The sequence below is a fragment of the Methylobacterium persicinum genome (assembly GCF_022179525.1).
Lineage (GTDB): Bacteria > Pseudomonadota > Alphaproteobacteria > Rhizobiales > Beijerinckiaceae > Methylobacterium > Methylobacterium persicinum.
Genome location: NZ_BPQX01000042.1, coordinates 16,077 through 34,116, shown reverse-complemented (window position 1 = coordinate 34,116; position 18,040 = coordinate 16,077). Strand labels below are relative to the sequence as shown.

The following is an 18,040-nucleotide window of genomic DNA, read 5'->3' as shown; positions in this document are numbered from 1 at the left end:
GTGCTTACCTTGATCTTTGAGACTGGCTTTACGGAATCTCAATAAGCGCCCGTCCATAATAACATGTGATGCTTGTAAGACTTCTTACGTTTGCCGCCGGTGCGGCGGGGCTGACGGCGCTCGCCCTCGCCGCTGGTCCAGCAGGACCGGCGGAGGAAGGCCGTCGTGCCGAATGGCGTGCCGAGTACCTTCCGCCGGCGTCAATCCCGTTTCCGGAGTCGAACCCGTATTCGCCCGCCAAGGCGGAGCTGGGCCGCAGGCTGTTCTTCGATCCCATCCTGTCCGGCGACCAGACCCGCGCCTGCGTGAGCTGTCACCGGCCGGATCTTGCTTGGGGCGACGGGAGGGCCCGGGCCGCCACCCGGGAAGGCGGCGAAATGGACCTCCGGTCGCCGACACTCCTGAATTCGGCGTGGCAGGACGGACCGTTGGGTTGGGACGGCAAGTTCCGGTCCCTTGAAACAGTCTCGCGGGTTCCGATCGCCGCGCCAAGCAATATGAACCTCAAGTTGTCCGACGCGGTGGCCCGCCTCTCCGCCGACGACGGTTACCGTGACGCCTTCGCGGCCGCGTTCGGCGATCCCGCCGTGAGCACCGACCGTCTGGAGGCGGCGCTTGCCACCTTCGAACGTCTCATCGTGGCGGGGAAGGCGCCGTTCGATCGATGGATCACCGGGGATGAGGACGCCATCCCCGCCTCCGCCAAGCGGGGCTTCGACCTGTTCAACGGCCGAGCCGGCTGTGCCGGATGCCATTCCGGGTGGTCCTTCACGGACAATTCGTTCCAAGATATCGGCACCGCCACCGGCTCCGATATCGGCCGGGGCAGGCTGATGCCGAGTTCGGTCGCCCTGCAATATGCCTTCAAGACGCCGACGCTGCGCGAGGTGGACCGGCGGGCCCCGTACATGCACGACGGATCAGTGGCGACCCTTTCAGCGGTGATCGACCTTTATGACCGAGGGGGCATCGATCGTCCCAGCCGCGCCCGGCAGATCAAGCCGCTGAACCTCACCCCCGCCGAGAAGGCCGACCTTCTCGCCTTCCTGGCGACACTAACCGCCGAGGCCGACCGGGAAGAAACGTCCACAGTCTTCCCTCCGGATGCCCCGAAGCCCTGAACGGGCCTCCTTGAGCATGTCTCCTGGCCAAGGCAAATGAAGGCCGCGCCGGCCGTGGTCTAGCGGAACACCGGCAGGCCGGATCCGAGCAGGATCAGTCCAGAGACGAGGAAGACGCCGCCCGACGTCTCGAAAGCCTGCGCACGCAGCCCGGCCGACGGGGCGCAGGCCGCGCAGACGACACCGAGGCAGAGGCTCAAGGCGCTCGCCAATCCCACCATCAAGACACTCTCCGCACCTACATCGGTCGCGTCCCCGCGGCCATGTCGGCACGCTACACGCCGGGCCTTAACCCCAAGCTTCCGAGGTCCGTTCCGACCCGGCCGGGAGGGGGCGCCGCATCCCAGTCTCACGGGCAGAAGCGCCTACGCCCAAACCCGGAATCCACAGCGTTAACCTTCTGGGCACACTCATTAACAAAGGCTTAGCGGACCGGGGGGAATTCGACTTAAATAGATTTCATAGACGACCGACGCGTGAGTCGAGGAACCTATGAAGTCCCCCAGGACAGCGTTTTCTGGTTTGCTTCCCTCCCTCGCGCTCGCGGCGCCGCTATGCTTAGCCGCGTCAGGAGAAGCCAGCGCCCACGTGAAGTGGTTCTGCGCTTACGACATCGCCGGGCAGCCCCGCAGCCTCGAGAATGTCCTGTGCCTGAACTTCGAATGGCTGGTTGGCCTTGCCCTCGTCTGCCTGATGTTCGGTTGTCTTGCGGAGGGGACGCCGCTCGGCACTGCGCTGCTCAACGCCCTCGACAGGGTGACGACACGGATCCGCACGGACACCGAGCTGCTGGTACGGGCCACGGTGGGGTTCTTCTTCGTGTCCCTCTGGGGTCTCGGCAACGTCATCCTGACGCCTGAACTGACGACGGACGTGGCCTGGATCCCGTGGCTCCAGCTCGGCCTCGCCGCCTGCCTGATCTGGCGGCGGACAATGCCGCTGACCGGGCTCGGGATCGTCTTCCTGTTCTCCTCCGCCACGGCGCAGTACGGGGTGTTCCACCTTGCCGATTACCCGGTCTTCCTCGGGGTGGCGCTCTACCTGATCCTGCGCGGACTTGAGATCGAACCGTTCGGCATCCGCCCCCTGGACATCGTTCGCTGGACCGCCGCCGTCACGCTCATGTGGGCCTCGGTCGAGAAGTGGGCCTATCCGCAGTGGACCGATCCGCTGATCGCCGCCAAGCCGTCGATGACCATGGGGGCGAGCCCTGAGCTCTTCATGCAGGCTGCAGGCGTCATCGAATTCACCCTGGCCTTCGCCCTGATCTGGACACCGCTGGTGCGCCGCACCGCCGCCCTGATCCTTGCCGGCGTCTTCATCTCGGCCGTGTTCGAGTTCGGGAAGATCGACGCGATCGGCCATTCTGGGATCATCGTCGTACTGCTCGGCATCGCCGCCGATGACGTCCGGGCGAAGGTCCGCGTCCGGCACGCGGTGATGGCGCCGGCTTGGTACGCAGCCTCCCTCGGCGTCTTTCTGCTGCTCTACTACCTCGGCCACGCTGCCCTGTTCGGCGGCCTCTCCGAACTGCCGGTCATCTGACCGCCCCCCATGCCGCCTCCGTCGCCCCACGGCGAGGAGGTGGCCTTCACCGGCTGAAGGCGGGGAAGGCGTCCCGGAGGCCTGTCAGGAGGATCTGGGTCCCCACGCACAGGAGCAGGAACGCGAACAGCCGCCCGAGCACGCGCGCCCGCGCCGGGCCGATCAGGGCGACGACCCGGTCGGCCGCGCCATAGACGAGGGCGACGATGAGAGCGACCCCCAGCGCGGCGAGGGAGATGCCGCAATAGAAGCCCAGGCGGTCCGCGAAGGGCTCCGGCCGGCTCGCCCCTAGGGTGATCGCGACGGCGATGGTGCCGGGGCCGGTGGTGAAGGGCAGGGTGAGGGGGAAGAACGCGATATCGGTGAGCGCCGCGGGCGGCGTGTCGGCCCGGCGTTCTGGTGAGGTCTCCGGGCCCTTCCGGTCACGGGATCCGGATGCCTCGGCCTGCTTGCGCGCCTCCCGTGCCTCCGGCCGGTTAAGCTGGGTCCAGGCCGAGGACATCACGACGAGGCCGCCCGCGATGCGCAGGGCCGCAAGGCTGACGCCGAAGAAGTTGAGGATCGGCGTCCCGGCCCACAGGGCGCCGAGCATGATCATCGAAGCGTAGACGCCGATCCGGCGCGACAGCTCGACCCGTTCCAGATGGCTGAACCCGGCCGCGACCTGGGCGAAGATCAGCGAGCCCCCGATCGGATTGACGATGGCGATCAGCCCGGAAAAAGCCAGCAGGAAATGCTGGAACGCTGACTCGACGCTCACCTTAATTCCCCCTCCGTACGGCCATCGCCGCGGCGGCTCCAACGCCAGGTCGCACCCTAAGCCGCCCTAAGGGGACGCAGCGAAGCACGGACCATCGCGGTGGCCGGGAGGTTCGTTACCCCGGCGCGGGCGCCGGCACGAGGACCCGGGCCGGGGCGAGGCGACGGGCCCGGCGCACCTGTGTCACGGGGATCGGCCGGAAGAGCTGCTTCGTGGCGTCGATGACGTGGAGGCCGGCGAAGGGCATCGCGAGGCTGGTGCCGCAGGCCTCCCAGATCGGCCCCGTCCGCAGGAGCACCCGGGAGCGCACCGGTGGCATGTACAGCGTCTCGGCCCACCCCTCGGGCGAGAACAAGGTATCGCGCATCAGGCGCCCGAGTTGCGAGCGGCTGTAGGGCTGACCATGCCCGAAGGGCGTGGCCTCCCGCCTTGCCCAGATCCCCCGCCGGTTCGGCACGACAAGCACCATCCGCCCGCCGGGTGTCAGGGTGCGCCAGACCTCCTGAAGCAGTTCGGTGGGGCTTTCGACGGATTCGAGGGCGTGGACCAGGATCACGCGGTCGATCGCCGCCTCGGGCAGGGGCATCATCGTGGGATCGGTCAGGGCCGTGCACGAACGCCCGGTCCCCGGCCAGTTCACGACGCCCTGGGAGGCCGGCATGAAGGCGAGCGTCCGCTCGGCGATGCAGTGGACGGGAGCGAGATACGGCGTCGCGTAACCGATTCCAAGGACGCGCAGACCCGAAACCGACCCGAGGAAACCATGCACCGCGCGGCCGACGACCCGCAGGGTCGTGGCGCCGAGGGGCGTGGCATAGAAGGCCCTCAGGCCGTTGACGTCGAGGCGCATGGCCTTTCTACGCGCAGCAAGCTCACCCGCTCCCGGCGCGACCCCCGGCTTGGATGGGGACGCACCGCTTTAAGGGGCATCAATGGTGCCGGGAAGCGTCCTCGACAAGGAGCGGCGGAACCGTCGCTTGCGAATCCCGGTTTTTCACCACAGGCTTAAACAGTTTTTCGCCAGCGGGCCGGCCGGCGGGGGGAAGGGGCGTCGAGGTGGAAGCGCAAGTCCGGACTTTCCTGTGCCGCTCGGACAATATCGGCGTGCTGATCCGCGATCCGGAAACGGGCGCCTGCGCTGCCATCGACGTGCCGGAGGCGGCTCCGGTTCTCCGGGCCCTGGACGAAACGGGCTGGCGCCTGACCGACATCCTCGTCACCCACCGCCACGGGGATCACATCGCGGGGATCCCCGAGGTCAAGCGGGCGACCGGGGCTCGCGTCACCGCACCCCGCAAGGCTGAAGGGTCGATCCCCGATGTCGACGTCGCCGTGGGGGAGGGGGATGTGGTCCGCGTCGGATCGCTCGCCGCTCAGGTCTGGGAGACCCCCGGGCACTGCAACGATCACATCACCTACTGGTTCGAGCAGGCGGGGGTCGTCTGCGCCGGCGACACGCTCTTCACCCTCGGTTGCGGGCGCGTCCTCGAAGGTCCGCCCGAAGTTCTGTGGCGGTCCCTGCAGCGCTTCGCGGATCTGCCCGGCGAGACGCAGGTGTACAGCGGCCACGACTATGTTCTGTCGAACGGACGCTTCGCCCTGGCCGCCGATCCTGACAATGCGGCCCTGCGCGCCCGTGTCGCGGAAGCCGAGACGGCCCGGAAGGAAGGCCGCTTCCTGATCCCCTCACGTCTTTCCACTGAGCGCGAGACCAATCCCTTCCTGCGGTGTGGCACTTCGGAAATCGCTCACAACGTCGATTTGCCAGCAGGCAGCTCACCCGAACAGGTGTTCGTTACTCTAAGGTCGTGGAAAGATCGTTTCTGAGGGTCTTGTCGCGAGAAAATTTTGTTGCGTTCTCAAAACAATTTGAACATAGGACGAATAAGCGGCGGTGCAGCCGCGTGAGCACGCGGGCTCCCGCGGGGGGAAGCCGCAACGTCAACCTGAAGCGTTTCCGCGCTTCTCTCCGGAACGATGGGGGTCCGCCTCGCCCTACCACCTGTCCTCTTCCCGCCTTCCGCTTCCATTCGTGAGACCGGATGTCGACTCGTCGAAGGACGACGAGAGCGAACTCAAGGTGAACCTTACGGACATCGATGGAATTGCCCCGGCCTCCCCGCGCGACTCCGCCGAGGCCGGTGGTCCTGCTAAAGCGCGTGCGCCCGTCTCGGCGGATATCCGCCTCCTCGGCATCGCCACGGAACATCTTGCGCGGCTCGGTCCGAAGAGGGTGACGGTCGTCGCCGTAGCGGCCGAAGCGGGCATGACGCACGCCAACGTCTACCGCTACTTCCCGTCGAAGGACGCCCTGCTCGATGCCGTCGCGGGCCGTTGGCTGCGAGATGTCGAGACCCGTCTTGCGGGGATCGCCGACGCCCCCGACCCTGCCGACGACAAGATCGAGCGTCTGCTGGTCGCCCTGGCGGCGCTCCAACGGGATGCCCTCGCCAACGAGCCGAACCTGTTCGCCGTACATCTCGACGCCACCGTCGCTGCCCGGCCCATCGCAAGGCGGCACCGGGTGCGGCTGCGCAGCCTCGTGGAACGGGTGGTCGAGGAAGGGATCACCTCGGGTATCTTCTCCGCCCGGGACCGGGAGCGGGCCATCGCCTACATCTTCGATGCGAGCTACCGCTTCACCCACCCCCTGGCGATCCAGCACGATGCGGATGTGCCGCGGGACCTGATCGAGGCCCGCTTCGGCGCGGTGATCCATGCGATTCAGCGGGTGCTGCGGGCCGGCATTCTCTGAGGCTTCTTCCGGGATCGCGTCCGCGCGGTCCTTTTTTCTGTGCTCCCGGCGAATGGCAAGGCTGGGCAGGCGCCTTTTGTCGGCAACTCGCGGATCTTCCTTTCAGTGTGATCTCTGCAGTTCGTATCCACACCGAGGGTAAGACTGCGAACTTTTGGCGCTCCCTGAAAGTCCCCACCGTCATTGCGAGCGAAGCGAAGCAATCCAGGGCAGCTGGCCGCCTCAGGACGACGCGAATCTCTGGATCGCTTCGCTTCGCTCGCAATGACGGGTTTGCCAGACGACAAACGCCGTTCCGCTCGCCGCCACTGCGATCTCCCCCCGATCACGAAAATGCAAAATGACAGGTTCCGCGATCTGTCATTGCGGTTTCCAGCCTCGCTGCATCGCACCTAAAACCCTCGCAGCACAGCGGTTTCCCGAACCAAGCCGGCGATGCGCGGTACGTCCGCGCTGATGAGCGGGCCTTATGGCCAAGCTGCATCGGGTTGAAGCCACGGTGCTTTTCCGCCACACAGCCGCGCAGAATTTCGGTCGCGAACGACCCGGTGCATCGCACGCCGGAGCAAGCCCTCACGCGCCCGGACGCACGGTTTCACAGGAGGCACAACCGACATGGCACGCAGCAAGATCGCCCTCATCGGTGCCGGCCAGATCGGCGGGACCCTGGCCCTGCTGGCCGGACTCAAGGAATTGGGCGACATCGTGCTGTTCGACATCGTCGACGGCGTCCCGCAGGGCAAGGCCCTCGACATCGCCGAGGCCGCCCCGGTCGAGGGCTTCGACGCGAAGCTCGCCGGCGCCAGCGACTACTCCGCCATCGCCGGGGCCGACGTGGTGATCGTCACCGCCGGCGTGCCGCGCAAGCCGGGGATGAGCCGCGACGACCTGATCGGCATCAACCTCAAGGTCATGCAGGCGGTGGGCGAGGGCATCAAGGCGCATGCGCCGGACGCCTTCGTGATCTGCATCACCAACCCCCTCGATGCGATGGTGTGGGCGCTGCAGAAGTTCTCGGGCCTGCCGAAGAACAAGATCGTCGGCATGGCCGGCGTGCTCGACTCGGCCCGCTTCCGCCACTTCCTGGCCGAGGAGTTCAAGGTCTCGGTGGAGGACGTCACCGCCTTCGTGCTCGGCGGCCACGGCGACGACATGGTGCCGCTGGTCCGCTACTCGACGATCGCCGGCGTGCCGCTTCCCGACATGATCAAGCTCGGCTGGTCCACCCAGGAGAGGCTCGACGCGATGGTCGAGCGGACCCGCAAGGGCGGCGGCGAGATCGTCAACCTGCTCAAGACCGGCTCGGCCTTCTACGCCCCGGCCTCCTCGGCCATCGCGATGGCCGAGAGCTACCTGCGCGACAAGCGCCGCGTGCTGCCCTGCGCCGCCCATCTAGACGGCCAGTACGGCATCGACGGCCTGTTCATCGGCGTGCCGGTGGTGATCGGCGCGGGCGGCGTCGAAAAGGTTCTGGAAGTCGAGTTCAACGGCGACGAAAAGGCGATGTTCGAGAAGTCCGTCAACTCGGTGAAGGGCCTCATCGAAGCGTGTAAGGGTGTGGACTCCACCCTGGCGTGAGCCGCCGAGCGAATAGCGAATAGGGAGTAGCGAATAGGCGGCGCAACGCCTCCACCGCATCTCCCGAAAACTATTCGCTCTTCGCTATTCCCTATTCGCTCCTCATAAGAGGCTCCGATGAACATCCACGAATACCAGGCCAAGGCGGTCCTGCGGGAATTCGGCCTGCCGGTCTCCCGCGGTGTGGCGATCTTCAATGCCTCGGAGGCCGAGGCGGCTGCTAAGGAGCTCGGCGGTCCGGTCTGGGTCGTGAAGAGCCAGATCCATGCCGGCGGTCGCGGCAAGGGCACGTTCGTCGGCGCCCCGGCCGGCGCCAAGGGCGGCGTGCGCGTCACCAAGTCCGTGGACGAGGTGAAGCAGTATGCCGGCGAAATGCTCGGCCAGACGCTCGTGACGATCCAGACCGGCCCGGCCGGCAAGCAGGTGAACCGCCTCTACATCGAGGAAGGCGCGCAGATTGCCGCCGAGTTCTACCTGTCGATGCTGGTGGACCGGGAGACCGGCGGCGTCGCCTTCGTGGTCTCCACCGAGGGCGGCATGGATATCGAGGCGGTCGCCCACGATACCCCTGAGAAGATCCACACGATCCCGGTCGATCCGGCCACGGGCGTGATGCCCCACCACGGCCGCGCGGTCGCCAAGGCGCTGGGCCTCACGGGCGCCCAGGCCAAGGAGGCGGCCGACGTCACCGACAAGCTCTACAAGGCGTTCGTCGCCAAGGACATGAGCCTCTTGGAGATCAACCCGCTGGTCTTGACCGGCGACGGGCACCTCAAGTGCCTCGACGCCAAGATGGCCTTCGATTCGAATGCCCTCTACCGCCACCCGGACATCGTTGCACTCCGCGACGAGACCGAGGAGGACGCCAAGGAGATCGAGGCGTCGAAGTACGACCTCGCCTACATCGCCCTCGACGGAACGATCGGCTGCATGGTGAACGGCGCGGGTCTGGCCATGGCCACCCTCGACATCATCAAGCTCTACGGCGAAAGCCCGGCCAACTTCCTCGACGTGGGCGGCGGCGCCTCGGAGGAGAAGGTGACGGCGGCGTTCAAGATTATCACCGCCGACCCGAACGTGAAGGGCATCCTCGTCAACATCTTCGGCGGGATCATGAAGTGCGACGTGATTGCCAATGGCGTGATCGCGGCGGTCAAGGCGGTGGGCCTTCAGGTCCCGCTGGTGGTGCGCCTCGAAGGCACCAACGTCGAGCAGGGCAAGGAGATCATCCGCGCCTCCGGCCTGAACGTCATACCGGCCGACGACCTGGACGATGCCGCCCAGAAGATCGTCGCCGCCGTGAAGGGAGCCTGATCATGTCGGTGATGATCGACGCCAACACCAAGGTCATCTGCCAGGGCTTCACCGGCAAGAACGGGACCTTCCACTCCGAGCAGGCCCTCAGCTACGGCACCAAGATGGTCGGCGGCACCTCCCCCGGAAAGGGCGGCTCGACCCATCTCGGCCTGCCGGTGTTCGACACCGTCGCCGAGGCCCGGGACGCCACGGGCGCCGACGCCTCCGTCGTCTACGTGCCGCCGCCCGGCGCCGCGGACGCGATCTGCGAGGCGATCAGCGCCGAGATCCCGCTGATCGTCTGCATCACCGAGGGCATTCCCGTGCTCGACATGGTGCGGGTGAAGCGGGCGCTGACCGGTTCGAAGTCGCGCCTCGTCGGCCCGAACTGCCCCGGTATCGTCACGGCGGGGCAGTCGAAGATCGGCATCATGCCGGCCAACATTTTTCGTCAGGGCTCCGTTGGCATCGTCTCGCGTTCCGGGACGTTGACCTACGAGGCGGTGTTCCAGACCTCCTCGGCCGGCCTCGGCCAGACCACCGCGGTCGGCATCGGCGGCGATCCGGTGAAGGGCACCGAGTTCATCGACGTGCTCGAGCTGTTCCTGGCCGACGACAAGACCGAGTCGATCGTGATGATCGGCGAGATCGGTGGCTCCGCTGAGGAAGAGGCGGCGCAGTTCCTCCGCGACGAGGCCAAGCGCGGCCGCAAGAAACCGATGGTCGGCTTCATCGCCGGCCGCACGGCGCCCCCCGGCCGCCGCATGGGCCATGCCGGCGCCATCATCTCGGGCGGCAAGGGCGGGGCCGAGGATAAGATCGCGGCGATGGCGGCGGCGGGCATCCGCGTCTCGCCGTCGCCGGCTCGCCTCGGCTCGACCCTGGTCGAGGTGCTGAAGGGCTAACGGCTCCGGTCTCTCCGGGGTTTGAACGACACGATCGGGTGGGGGGCGCAGGGGCGCCCTTCACCGCTTTCCGAAGCCGGCGAAGACCCGGCACCGCGATGCGGGTGGCTCCGCCGCCCGCCCGAGCGACAGGATGGACGGACCATGGCACGCCAGGACGTGAACGAAGCGCTCCTCGAAACCTCGTTCCTCTACGGCGCGAACGCCGCCTATATCGAGGAATTGCAGGCGGCCTACGCGCGCAACCCCCACTCCGTCGACCCCGAGTGGCAGAACTTCTTCAAGGCGCTCGGCGAGGACGAGACCCTCGTCGAGAAGAACGCCGCGGGCGCCTCGTGGGAGCGGGCCAACTGGCCGGTGCCCCTGAACGGCGACTTGGTCTCGGCCATGGACGGCAACTGGGCCGCCCTGGAGAAGGCCGTCGGCGATAAGATCGTCGCCCGGGAGAAGAAGGGCGAGGCGCTTCCCGGCAAGCCCGTCGATGCCGCCGCGGGCGGCGTCCTGGCCACCACCGGCGTCTCCGTCGAGCAGGCGACCAAGGATTCGGTGCGGGCGATCATGCTGATCCGCTCCTACCGCATGCGCGGCCACCTCCATGCCAAGCTCGACCCGCTGAGTCTGGCCCCGCGCGGCGACCACGAGGAGCTGCACCCGCAGCATTACGGCTTCACCGAAGCCGATTACGACCGCCCGATCTTCCTCGACAACGTGCTCGGCCTGCAGTTCGGGACGATCCGCGAGATCGTGGATATCCTGGAGCGGACCTACTGCCAGACGCTCGGCGTCGAGTTCATGCACATCTCCGACCCCGCCGAGAAGGCGTGGATCCAGGAGCGCATCGAGGGCAAGGACAAGGAGATTTCTTTTACGCCCGAAGGTCGGCGAGCCATTCTCAATAAGCTCATCGAGGCTGAAGGTTTCGAAAAATTCCTCGACCTCAAGTACACCGGCACCAAGCGCTTCGGCCTCGACGGCAGCGAGGCGATGATCCCGGCTCTGGAGCAGATCATCAAGCGTGGTGGCGCGCTGGGCGTGCGCGAGATCGTGTTCGGCATGGCCCATCGCGGCCGCCTGAACACCCTCACCACCGTGATGGCCAAGCCCTTCCGGGCGGTCTTCCACGAGTTCAAGGGCGGCTCGGCCTCCCCGGCGGAGGTCGAGGGTTCGGGTGACGTGAAGTATCACCTCGGCGCCTCGTCCGACCGGGCGTTCGACGGAAACAACGTCCACCTGTCGCTCACCGCCAATCCGTCACACCTGGAGATCGTCGATCCGGTGGTGCTGGGGAAGGTGCGCGCCAAGCAGGACCAGTGGGCTAAGCCCAATGTCGAGCGCCGCACCGTCCTGCCGCTGCTGATCCACGGCGACGCCGCCTTCGCCGGCCAGGGCGTGGTGGCCGAGTGCTTCGGCCTGTCCGGTCTGAAGGGTCACCGCACGGGCGGCTCGGTGCACTTCATCATCAACAACCAGATCGGCTTCACCACCGATCCGCGCTTCTCGCGTTCCTCGCCCTACCCGTCCGACGTGGCGAAGATGGTCGAGGCACCGATCTTCCATTGCAACGGCGACGATCCCGAGGCCGTGACATTCGCGGCGAAGATCGCCGTTGAGTACCGGCAGAAGTTCGGCAAGCCCGTCGTCATCGACATGCTGTGCTACCGCCGCTTCGGCCACAACGAGGGCGACGAGCCGGCCTTCACCCAGCCGAAGATGTACCAGCGGATCCGCAAGCATCCGACCGTGCTGGAAACCTACGGCCGCAAGCTGGTGGAGAACGGCACCCTCACCCAGGAGGCCCTGGACGCCCGTAAAGCCGAGTTCCGCGGGATGCTCGACAGCGAGTTCGACATCGCCACGAACTACAAGGCCAACAAGGCCGACTGGCTCGACGGGCGCTGGTCCGGCGTGAAGGCCGTCCATGAGGACGTGGACGATCCCCGCCGGGGCCGCACCGCCGTGCCCGCGGAGACCCTTCAGGAGATCGCCCGGAAAATCACCCAGGCGCCTCCCGGCTTCCACCTGCACCGCACGATCCAGCGCTTCATGGACAACCGCGCCAAGGCAGTGGAGACCGGCGCCGGCATCGACTGGGCGACCGCCGAGGCCCTGGCCTTCGGGGCGACGCTGCTCGACGGCAACCGGGTCCGCCTTTCGGGCCAGGACGTTGAGCGCGGCACGTTCTCCCAGCGCCACGCGGTGGTGATCGACCAGGAGAACGAGCAACGCTTCACGCCCCTCAACGCCATCCGCGACGGGCAGGCTTCCATCGAGATCATCAATTCGATGCTCTCGGAGGAGGCGGTGCTCGGCTTCGAGTACGGCTATTCGCTGGCCGAACCGAACGCCCTGGTGCTGTGGGAAGCGCAGTTCGGCGACTTCGCCAACGGCGCGCAGGTGGTGTTCGACCAGTTCATCGCGTCCGGCGAGCGCAAGTGGCTGCGCATGTCCGGCCTCGTCCTGCTGCTGCCGCACGGCTACGAGGGGCAGGGGCCGGAACACTCCTCCGCTCGCCTGGAGCGGTATCTTCAGGCCTGCGCCGAAGACAACATCCAGGTCGCCAACTGCACGACGCCGGCGAACTACTTCCACATCCTGCGCCGCCAGCTGAAGCGCGACTTTCGCAAGCCGCTCATCCTCATGACGCCGAAGTCGCTGCTGCGGCACAAGCGGGCGGTGTCGAAGCTGTCGGACATCGCCGAGGGCTCGACGTTCCACCGCGTCCTCTGGGACGAGGCTGAGAGCGAGGGCAGCGAGTACAAGCTGGTTCGCGACGACAAGATCCGCCGGGTCGTGCTGTGCTCGGGCAAGGTCTATTACGACCTGCTGGAAGAGCGCGAGAAGCGCGGCATCACCGATATCTACCTGATGCGTGTGGAGCAGCTTTATCCGTTCCCGCTCAAGGCGCTGGCCAACGAGATGGCCCGCTTCCGCAATGCGGACGTTGTGTGGTGCCAGGAAGAGCCCAAGAACATGGGCGCGTGGTCCTTCGTCGAGCCGTATCTCGAATGGGTCCTGGGCCAGGCCAACTCCCCCGTATCGCGGGCCCGCTATGTCGGCCGTCCGGCCTCCGCCTCGACGGCGGTGGGCCTGATGTCGAAGCACCAAGCGCAGCTCCAGGCCTTCCTCAACGAGGCCCTGGCGGTCTGAACCCATCCCGACACTCCGGCGGTCGCATTTCCGGCGGCCGCCGCACCGTTCCAGGGTCCTTCAAGGACCCGCCGACCTGACAGAGCGAGACCATGGCAACCGATATCCTCGTCCCGACGCTCGGGGAATCCGTGAGCGAGGCCACGATCGGCCGCTGGTTCAAGAAGCCCGGCGATTCGGTGGCCGCCGACGAGCCGTTGGTGGAACTCGAGACCGACAAGGTCACCCTTGAGGTCAACGCCCCCGCCGCGGGCGAGCTGGGCGAGATCCTGGTCAAGGACGGTGAGACGGTGGAGCCGGGTGCGGTGCTCGGCTCGATCGTCGACGCGACGGCCGGCGCTAAGAAGCCTGAGCCGAAGGCCGCCGCCAAGGAGGCCCCGAAGCAGACGGCCGAGACCAAGGCCGAGAGCCGCAGCGAGAGCCCGAAGCCCGCCGAGGCGAAGGCCCCCGAGGGTGGTGCCGGCTACGGCAACCACAGCGAGGCCGCCCCGGCCCAGCAGCGGCCGGTGGGCGATAACGGCCCCGCCGTCGCCAAGCTCGCCCGGGAATCCGGCGTCGATCCGTCGGGCGTCAACGGCTCGGGTAAGGACGGCCGCGTCACCAAGGGCGACATGCTCGGCGCCATCGCGAAGGGCCCTGCTGCGGCCCCGGCGAAGGAAGCCCGCCCGAGCCTGCCCCGCGCGCCCTCCGCACCGGACGATGCCTCCCGCGAAGAGCGGGTGCGGATGACCAAGCTCCGCCAGACCATCGCCCGCCGCCTCAAGGACGCCCAGGACACGGCGGCGATGCTGACGACGTTCAACGACGTCGACATGTCGGCCGTGATGGCGATGCGCAGCCAGTACAAGGACATCTTCGAGAAGAAGCACGGCACGAAGCTCGGCTTCATGGGCTTCTTCACCAAGGCGGTGATCGGCGCCCTCAAGGATGTGCCGGCGGTGAACGCCGAGATCGATGGGCAGGACCTCGTCTACAAGAACTACTATCACATCGGCATCGCGGTCGGGACCGATAAGGGCCTCGTCGTGCCGGTGGTGCGCGACGCCGACGACCTGTCGATCGCCGGGATCGAGAAGAAGATCGCCGGCTTCGGCAAGAAGGCCCGCGAGGGCAAGCTCTCCATCGAGGACATGCAGGGCGGCACCTTCACCATCACCAACGGCGGCATCTACGGCTCGTTGATGTCGACGCCGATCCTCAACGCGCCTCAGTCGGGCATCCTCGGGATGCACCGGATCGAGGAGCGCCCGGTGGTCCGCAACGGCAAGATCGAGGCCCGGCCGATGATGTACCTTGCCCTGTCCTACGATCACCGGATCGTGGACGGGAAGGAGGCCGTCACCTTCCTCGTCCGGGTGAAGGAGGCCCTGGAGGATCCGGCCCGGCTCGTGCTTGACCTCTGAGGGACTGAAGCCTTCGGCTGACCGGCAAGCGAGGAGCGGAGACGTGAGCGGAGAATTCACCCCCGTCGCCGTCGTCACGGGCGGCAGCCGCGGCATCGGCCGCGCGGTTTCGTTGATGCTGGCGGAGCGTGGCTATGCGGTCTGCCTGAGCTACGTCTCGGATGCCGGGTCCGCCCAGGCGGTGGTCGATGCGATCACCGCCAAAGGCGGCCGGGCCGTGGCGGTGCGGAGCGATGTCGGCATCGAGGCCGACGTCCTCGCCCTGTTCGAGGCGGCCGACCGGCTCGGGACCGTGAAGGCGCTCGTCAACAACGCCGGCATCGTCGATGTCGCCGCCCGGGTGGATGAGATGGGCGTGGCGCGCCTGCAGCGGATGATGACGACCAACATCGTCGGCAGCATCCTCTGCGCCCGCGAGGCGGTGCGGCGGATGTCCACCCGGCACGGCGGCACGGGCGGCGGGATCGTGAATTTGTCCTCCGTCGCGGCTCGGCTCGGCGGACCCGGCCAGTATGTCGATTACGCCGCCTCGAAGGGCGCCATCGACAGCTTCACCCTGGGCCTCGCTCGCGAAGTCGCGGGGGAGGGCATCCGTGTCAACGCGGTGTCACCGGGCATCATCGATACGGAGATCCATGCGAGTGGCGGCGAACCCGATCGCGTCGCGCGTCTCGGTCCCGGCCAGCCCATGGGCCGGGCCGGTACCGCTGCGGAAGTGGCGGCACCAGTCGTCTGGCTCCTCTCGGACGAAGCCGCCTACGTGACGGGCGCCAACCTCGACGTGTCCGGCGCCCGCTGACCGTCTCACCCGTGAAAAGTTAACACGTCCGGCCTCCACCGCCGGACCGAAGGAACGAGCGACTATGTCCTACGATCTCGTCGTCATCGGCACCGGCCCCGGCGGTTACGTCTGCGCAATCCGCGCGGCGCAACTCGGCCTGAAGACCGCCGTCGTCGAGAAACGCGCCACCCACGGGGGCACATGCCTCAACGTCGGCTGCATCCCGTCCAAGGCTCTGCTCCACGCCTCCGAGGCGTTCGAGGAGGCGAACAAGCACTTCGGTGACCTCGGCATCGAGGTGAGCGGGGTGAAGCTCGACCTGAAGAAGATGATGGGCTTCAAGGCCGAGGGTGTCGCCGGCAACACCAAGGGCGTCGAGTTCCTCCTGAAGAAGAACAAGGTCGACACCTTCCACGGCACCGGCCGGATCGCCGGGGCGGGCCGCGTCGAGGTGCTGTCGGAGGACGGCGGCAACCAGATGCTGGAGACCCGGAATATCGTCATCGCCACGGGCTCGGACGTGGCGAACCTGCCGGGCATCGCCGTGGACGAGAAGGTCGTCGTCTCCTCGACCGGTGCCCTCGAGCTTGATCGGGTGCCGAAGAAGCTCCTCGTCATCGGCGCGGGTGTGATCGGCCTCGAACTCGGGTCGGTGTGGCGGCGCCTCGGCGCCGAGGTCACGGTGGTGGAATATCTCGACCGCATCCTGCCCGGCATGGATGGCGAGGTCGGCAAGCAGTTCCAGCGCATCCTCGCCAAGCAGGGCATGGAGTTCCGGCTCTCGACGAAGGTGACCGGCGTCGAGGTCGGCAAGAAGGGCGCGAGCGTCACGGTGCAGCCGGCCGCCGGCGGGGAGGGCGAGACCCTTCAGGCCGACGTCGTACTCGTCTGCATCGGGCGCGTCCCCTACACTGAGGGCCTCGGCCTGGAGACGGCCGGCGTCCAGAAAGACGAGAAGGGCCGCATCCACGTCGACTCGCACTTCGCCACCAACGTCACCGGCATCTATGCCATCGGCGACGTGATCGCCGGGCCAATGCTCGCCCACAAGGCGGAGGACGAGGGTGTCGCGGTGGCGGAGATCCTGGCCGGTCAGTCCGGCCACGTGAACTACGAGGTGATCCCGAACGTCGTCTACACCTTCCCGGAGGTGGCCTCCGTGGGCCGCACGGAGGAGGAATTGAAGAAAGACGGGATCGCCTACAACGCAGGCAAGTTCCCCTTCACCGCCAACGGCCGGGCCAAGGCGAACGGCACCACGGACGGGTTCGTGAAGGTGCTGGCCGACGCGAAGACCGACCGGGTGCTCGGCGTCCACATCGTCGGCGCGGATGCGGGCAACCTCATCGCCGAGGTGGCGGTGGCGATGGAGTTCGGCGCCTCGTCCGAGGACATCGCCCGGACCTGCCACGCCCATCCGACCCTCACCGAGGCAGTGAAGGAAGCCGCCCTGGCGGTGAACAAGCGCGCCATCCACGTGTGACGAACCCGCCGCACTCCGGTCGGCCTCTGCGGAGATCGGTGCGGAATGCGAACGAGAGCGACATCTCCCACCGTCTTTGCCAGCGCAGCGAAGCATTCCAGGGCAGCGAAACGTCTGAGAAGAAGGCGGCTCCCTGGATTGCTTCGCTCACGCTCGCAAAGACGGGGTCGGCGGACGGAAACGGGCAAGGGCGCCGTATCCTGTCCCCGCAGCAGGGGAGGAAACGGCCGCCTCAGGCCGCCCGGATCCTGGCCCGTGGATGCGCCGCCTCGTAGGCGCTCATCAGGCGGGCGGCATCGACCTGGGTGTAGAGCTGGGTCGTCGAGAGGGAGGCGTGTCCCAGCAACTCTTGGATCGCGCGCAGCTCGCCCTGGCGGGCGAGGAGATGCGTTGCAAAGGAATGGCGCAGTGCATGGGGCGTCGCCCCGTCGGGAAGCCCGAGGGCGCCGCGTAGCCGGGCGACCGCATACTGGATGATCCGGGGCGAAAGCGGCCCGCCGCGGGCGCCCACGAAGAGGGGTCCCTCCGGCGGCAGGGGGAGGGGGCAGGCGGCGAGGTAAGCCGCCACCGCGTCCGCGACCACGGGGAGGATCGGCACCATCCGTTCCTTCCCACCCTTGCCCAGCACCGTCACCTGATCGACGCCTGGGACCGGCGCATCGATCCGGCGCAGGCCCAATGCCTCCGAGATGCGCAGGCCCGCGCCGTAGAGCAGGGCCAAGACCGCCGCGTCCCGGGCGAGGACCCAGGGCTCGCGATCCTCGTCCGCCCGGATCGCCACATCTGTCATTGCCACGGCCGCGGCGACGGGGAGCGGTCGCGGCAGGCGGCGGGGTACCTTGGGCGAGCGCACCGCCGCCAGGGCGGAGATCGTGCCGTGCCCCTCCCGTTCGAGGTACCGTCCGAAGGAGCGCAGGCCCGCCAGCATGCGCATGAGCGAGCGTCCGGAAATCTCCTCGGCCCGGCGGGCGGCCATGAAGGCACGGACGTCCCGAACCTTCAGGGCGATGAGCATGGTGATGGTCGGCTCACCCCGCCGCTCCGCGAGATGGACGAGGAACTGCCGCAGATCCCGGCGATAGGCCTCCACGGTGTTGGCGGACATCCGCCGCTCCCGGGCAAGGGCCTCGGTCCAGCCCTCCACCGCCGCCCGCAACCCCGCATCCCCCGGGGGAAGGAGCGAGGCAGCGATGGCGGCAGGAGTGGAATTCGGGCGCATGCCCCCATCAGACCGCGACGGGATTAACGCTCCCCTTCGATGCGTCG

Annotated in this window: 15 protein-coding genes; 11 read left to right on the top strand and 4 right to left on the bottom strand. The window is 67.4% G+C overall.

Features of this window, described 5'->3' with window-relative positions; translation table 11 throughout:
• Positions 1–68: 68 nt before the first annotated feature.
• Positions 69–1,121, top strand: coding sequence for a cytochrome-c peroxidase (locus tag MFF22_RS17830; protein WP_238250419.1), 1,053 nt, complete (start codon positions 69–71; stop codon positions 1,119–1,121).
• Between the two features lie 59 nt (positions 1,122–1,180).
• On the opposite strand, the gene MFF22_RS17825 is transcribed toward MFF22_RS17830, so the two are convergent.
• A complete protein-coding gene (locus tag MFF22_RS17825; RefSeq protein WP_238250410.1) occupies positions 1,181–1,345 on the bottom strand; it encodes a hypothetical protein in 165 nt (54 codons plus the stop codon).
• Positions 1,346–1,613: 268 nt separating this feature from the next.
• On the opposite strand from MFF22_RS17825, the gene MFF22_RS17820 reads away from it, so the two are divergent.
• On the top strand, positions 1,614–2,666 hold the full coding sequence (locus MFF22_RS17820) for a hypothetical protein (protein ID WP_238250408.1): 1,053 nt from the start codon (positions 1,614–1,616) through the stop codon (positions 2,664–2,666).
• A 46-nt stretch (positions 2,667–2,712) separates the two neighbouring features.
• On the opposite strand, the gene MFF22_RS17815 is transcribed toward MFF22_RS17820, so the two are convergent.
• On the bottom strand, positions 2,713–3,426 hold the full coding sequence (locus MFF22_RS17815) for a MarC family protein (RefSeq protein WP_238250406.1): 714 nt from the start codon (positions 3,424–3,426) through the stop codon (positions 2,713–2,715).
• Positions 3,427–3,541: 115 nt separating this feature from the next.
• On the bottom strand, positions 3,542–4,276 hold the full coding sequence (locus MFF22_RS17810; protein WP_238250405.1) for a class I SAM-dependent methyltransferase: 735 nt from the start codon (positions 4,274–4,276) through the stop codon (positions 3,542–3,544).
• A 206-nt stretch (positions 4,277–4,482) separates the two neighbouring features.
• On the opposite strand from MFF22_RS17810, the gene gloB reads away from it, so the two are divergent.
• The 9 genes from gloB to lpdA all read left to right on the top strand — a co-directional run bounded on the left by gloB (position 4,483) and on the right by lpdA (position 16,774).
• Positions 4,483–5,253, top strand: coding sequence for a hydroxyacylglutathione hydrolase (gene gloB / locus MFF22_RS17805; protein WP_238250404.1), 771 nt, complete (start codon positions 4,483–4,485; stop codon positions 5,251–5,253).
• A 268-nt stretch (positions 5,254–5,521) separates the two neighbouring features.
• On the top strand, positions 5,522–6,181 hold the full coding sequence (locus MFF22_RS17800) for a TetR family transcriptional regulator (RefSeq protein WP_370877603.1): 660 nt from the start codon (positions 5,522–5,524) through the stop codon (positions 6,179–6,181).
• Between the two features lie 615 nt (positions 6,182–6,796).
• Positions 6,797–7,759, top strand: coding sequence for a malate dehydrogenase (gene mdh / locus MFF22_RS17795; RefSeq protein WP_238250403.1), 963 nt, complete (start codon positions 6,797–6,799; stop codon positions 7,757–7,759).
• Between the two features lie 117 nt (positions 7,760–7,876).
• Positions 7,877–9,073, top strand: coding sequence for an ADP-forming succinate--CoA ligase subunit beta (sucC, locus tag MFF22_RS17790; RefSeq protein ID WP_238250399.1), 1,197 nt, complete (start codon positions 7,877–7,879; stop codon positions 9,071–9,073).
• A gap of 2 nt (positions 9,074–9,075) precedes the next feature.
• Complete coding sequence (gene sucD / locus MFF22_RS17785; protein WP_238250398.1) at positions 9,076–9,960, top strand: succinate--CoA ligase subunit alpha; 885 nt, start codon at positions 9,076–9,078, stop codon at positions 9,958–9,960.
• A gap of 144 nt (positions 9,961–10,104) precedes the next feature.
• On the top strand, positions 10,105–13,107 hold the full coding sequence (locus tag MFF22_RS17780; RefSeq protein ID WP_238250397.1) for a 2-oxoglutarate dehydrogenase E1 component: 3,003 nt from the start codon (positions 10,105–10,107) through the stop codon (positions 13,105–13,107).
• Between the two features lie 92 nt (positions 13,108–13,199).
• Positions 13,200–14,510: a 2-oxoglutarate dehydrogenase complex dihydrolipoyllysine-residue succinyltransferase gene (odhB, locus tag MFF22_RS17775; protein WP_238250395.1), complete on the top strand. Its 1,311-nt coding sequence runs from the start codon at positions 13,200–13,202 to the stop codon at positions 14,508–14,510.
• 43 nt (positions 14,511–14,553) lie between these two features.
• The gene (locus MFF22_RS17770) at positions 14,554–15,309 is read left to right on the top strand and encodes an SDR family oxidoreductase (protein WP_283206189.1); all 756 of its coding nucleotides are present in this window, start codon (positions 14,554–14,556) and stop codon (positions 15,307–15,309) included.
• 64 nt (positions 15,310–15,373) lie between these two features.
• Positions 15,374–16,774 (top strand): dihydrolipoyl dehydrogenase, encoded by a 1,401-nt coding sequence (gene lpdA, locus MFF22_RS17765; protein ID WP_238250393.1) that lies wholly within the window; start codon positions 15,374–15,376, stop codon positions 16,772–16,774.
• Positions 16,775–17,006: 232 nt separating this feature from the next.
• On the opposite strand, the gene MFF22_RS17760 is transcribed toward lpdA, so the two are convergent.
• Complete coding sequence (locus MFF22_RS17760; protein WP_238250391.1) at positions 17,007–17,993, bottom strand: tyrosine recombinase XerC; 987 nt, start codon at positions 17,991–17,993, stop codon at positions 17,007–17,009.
• Between the last annotated feature and the right edge of the window lie 47 nt (positions 17,994–18,040).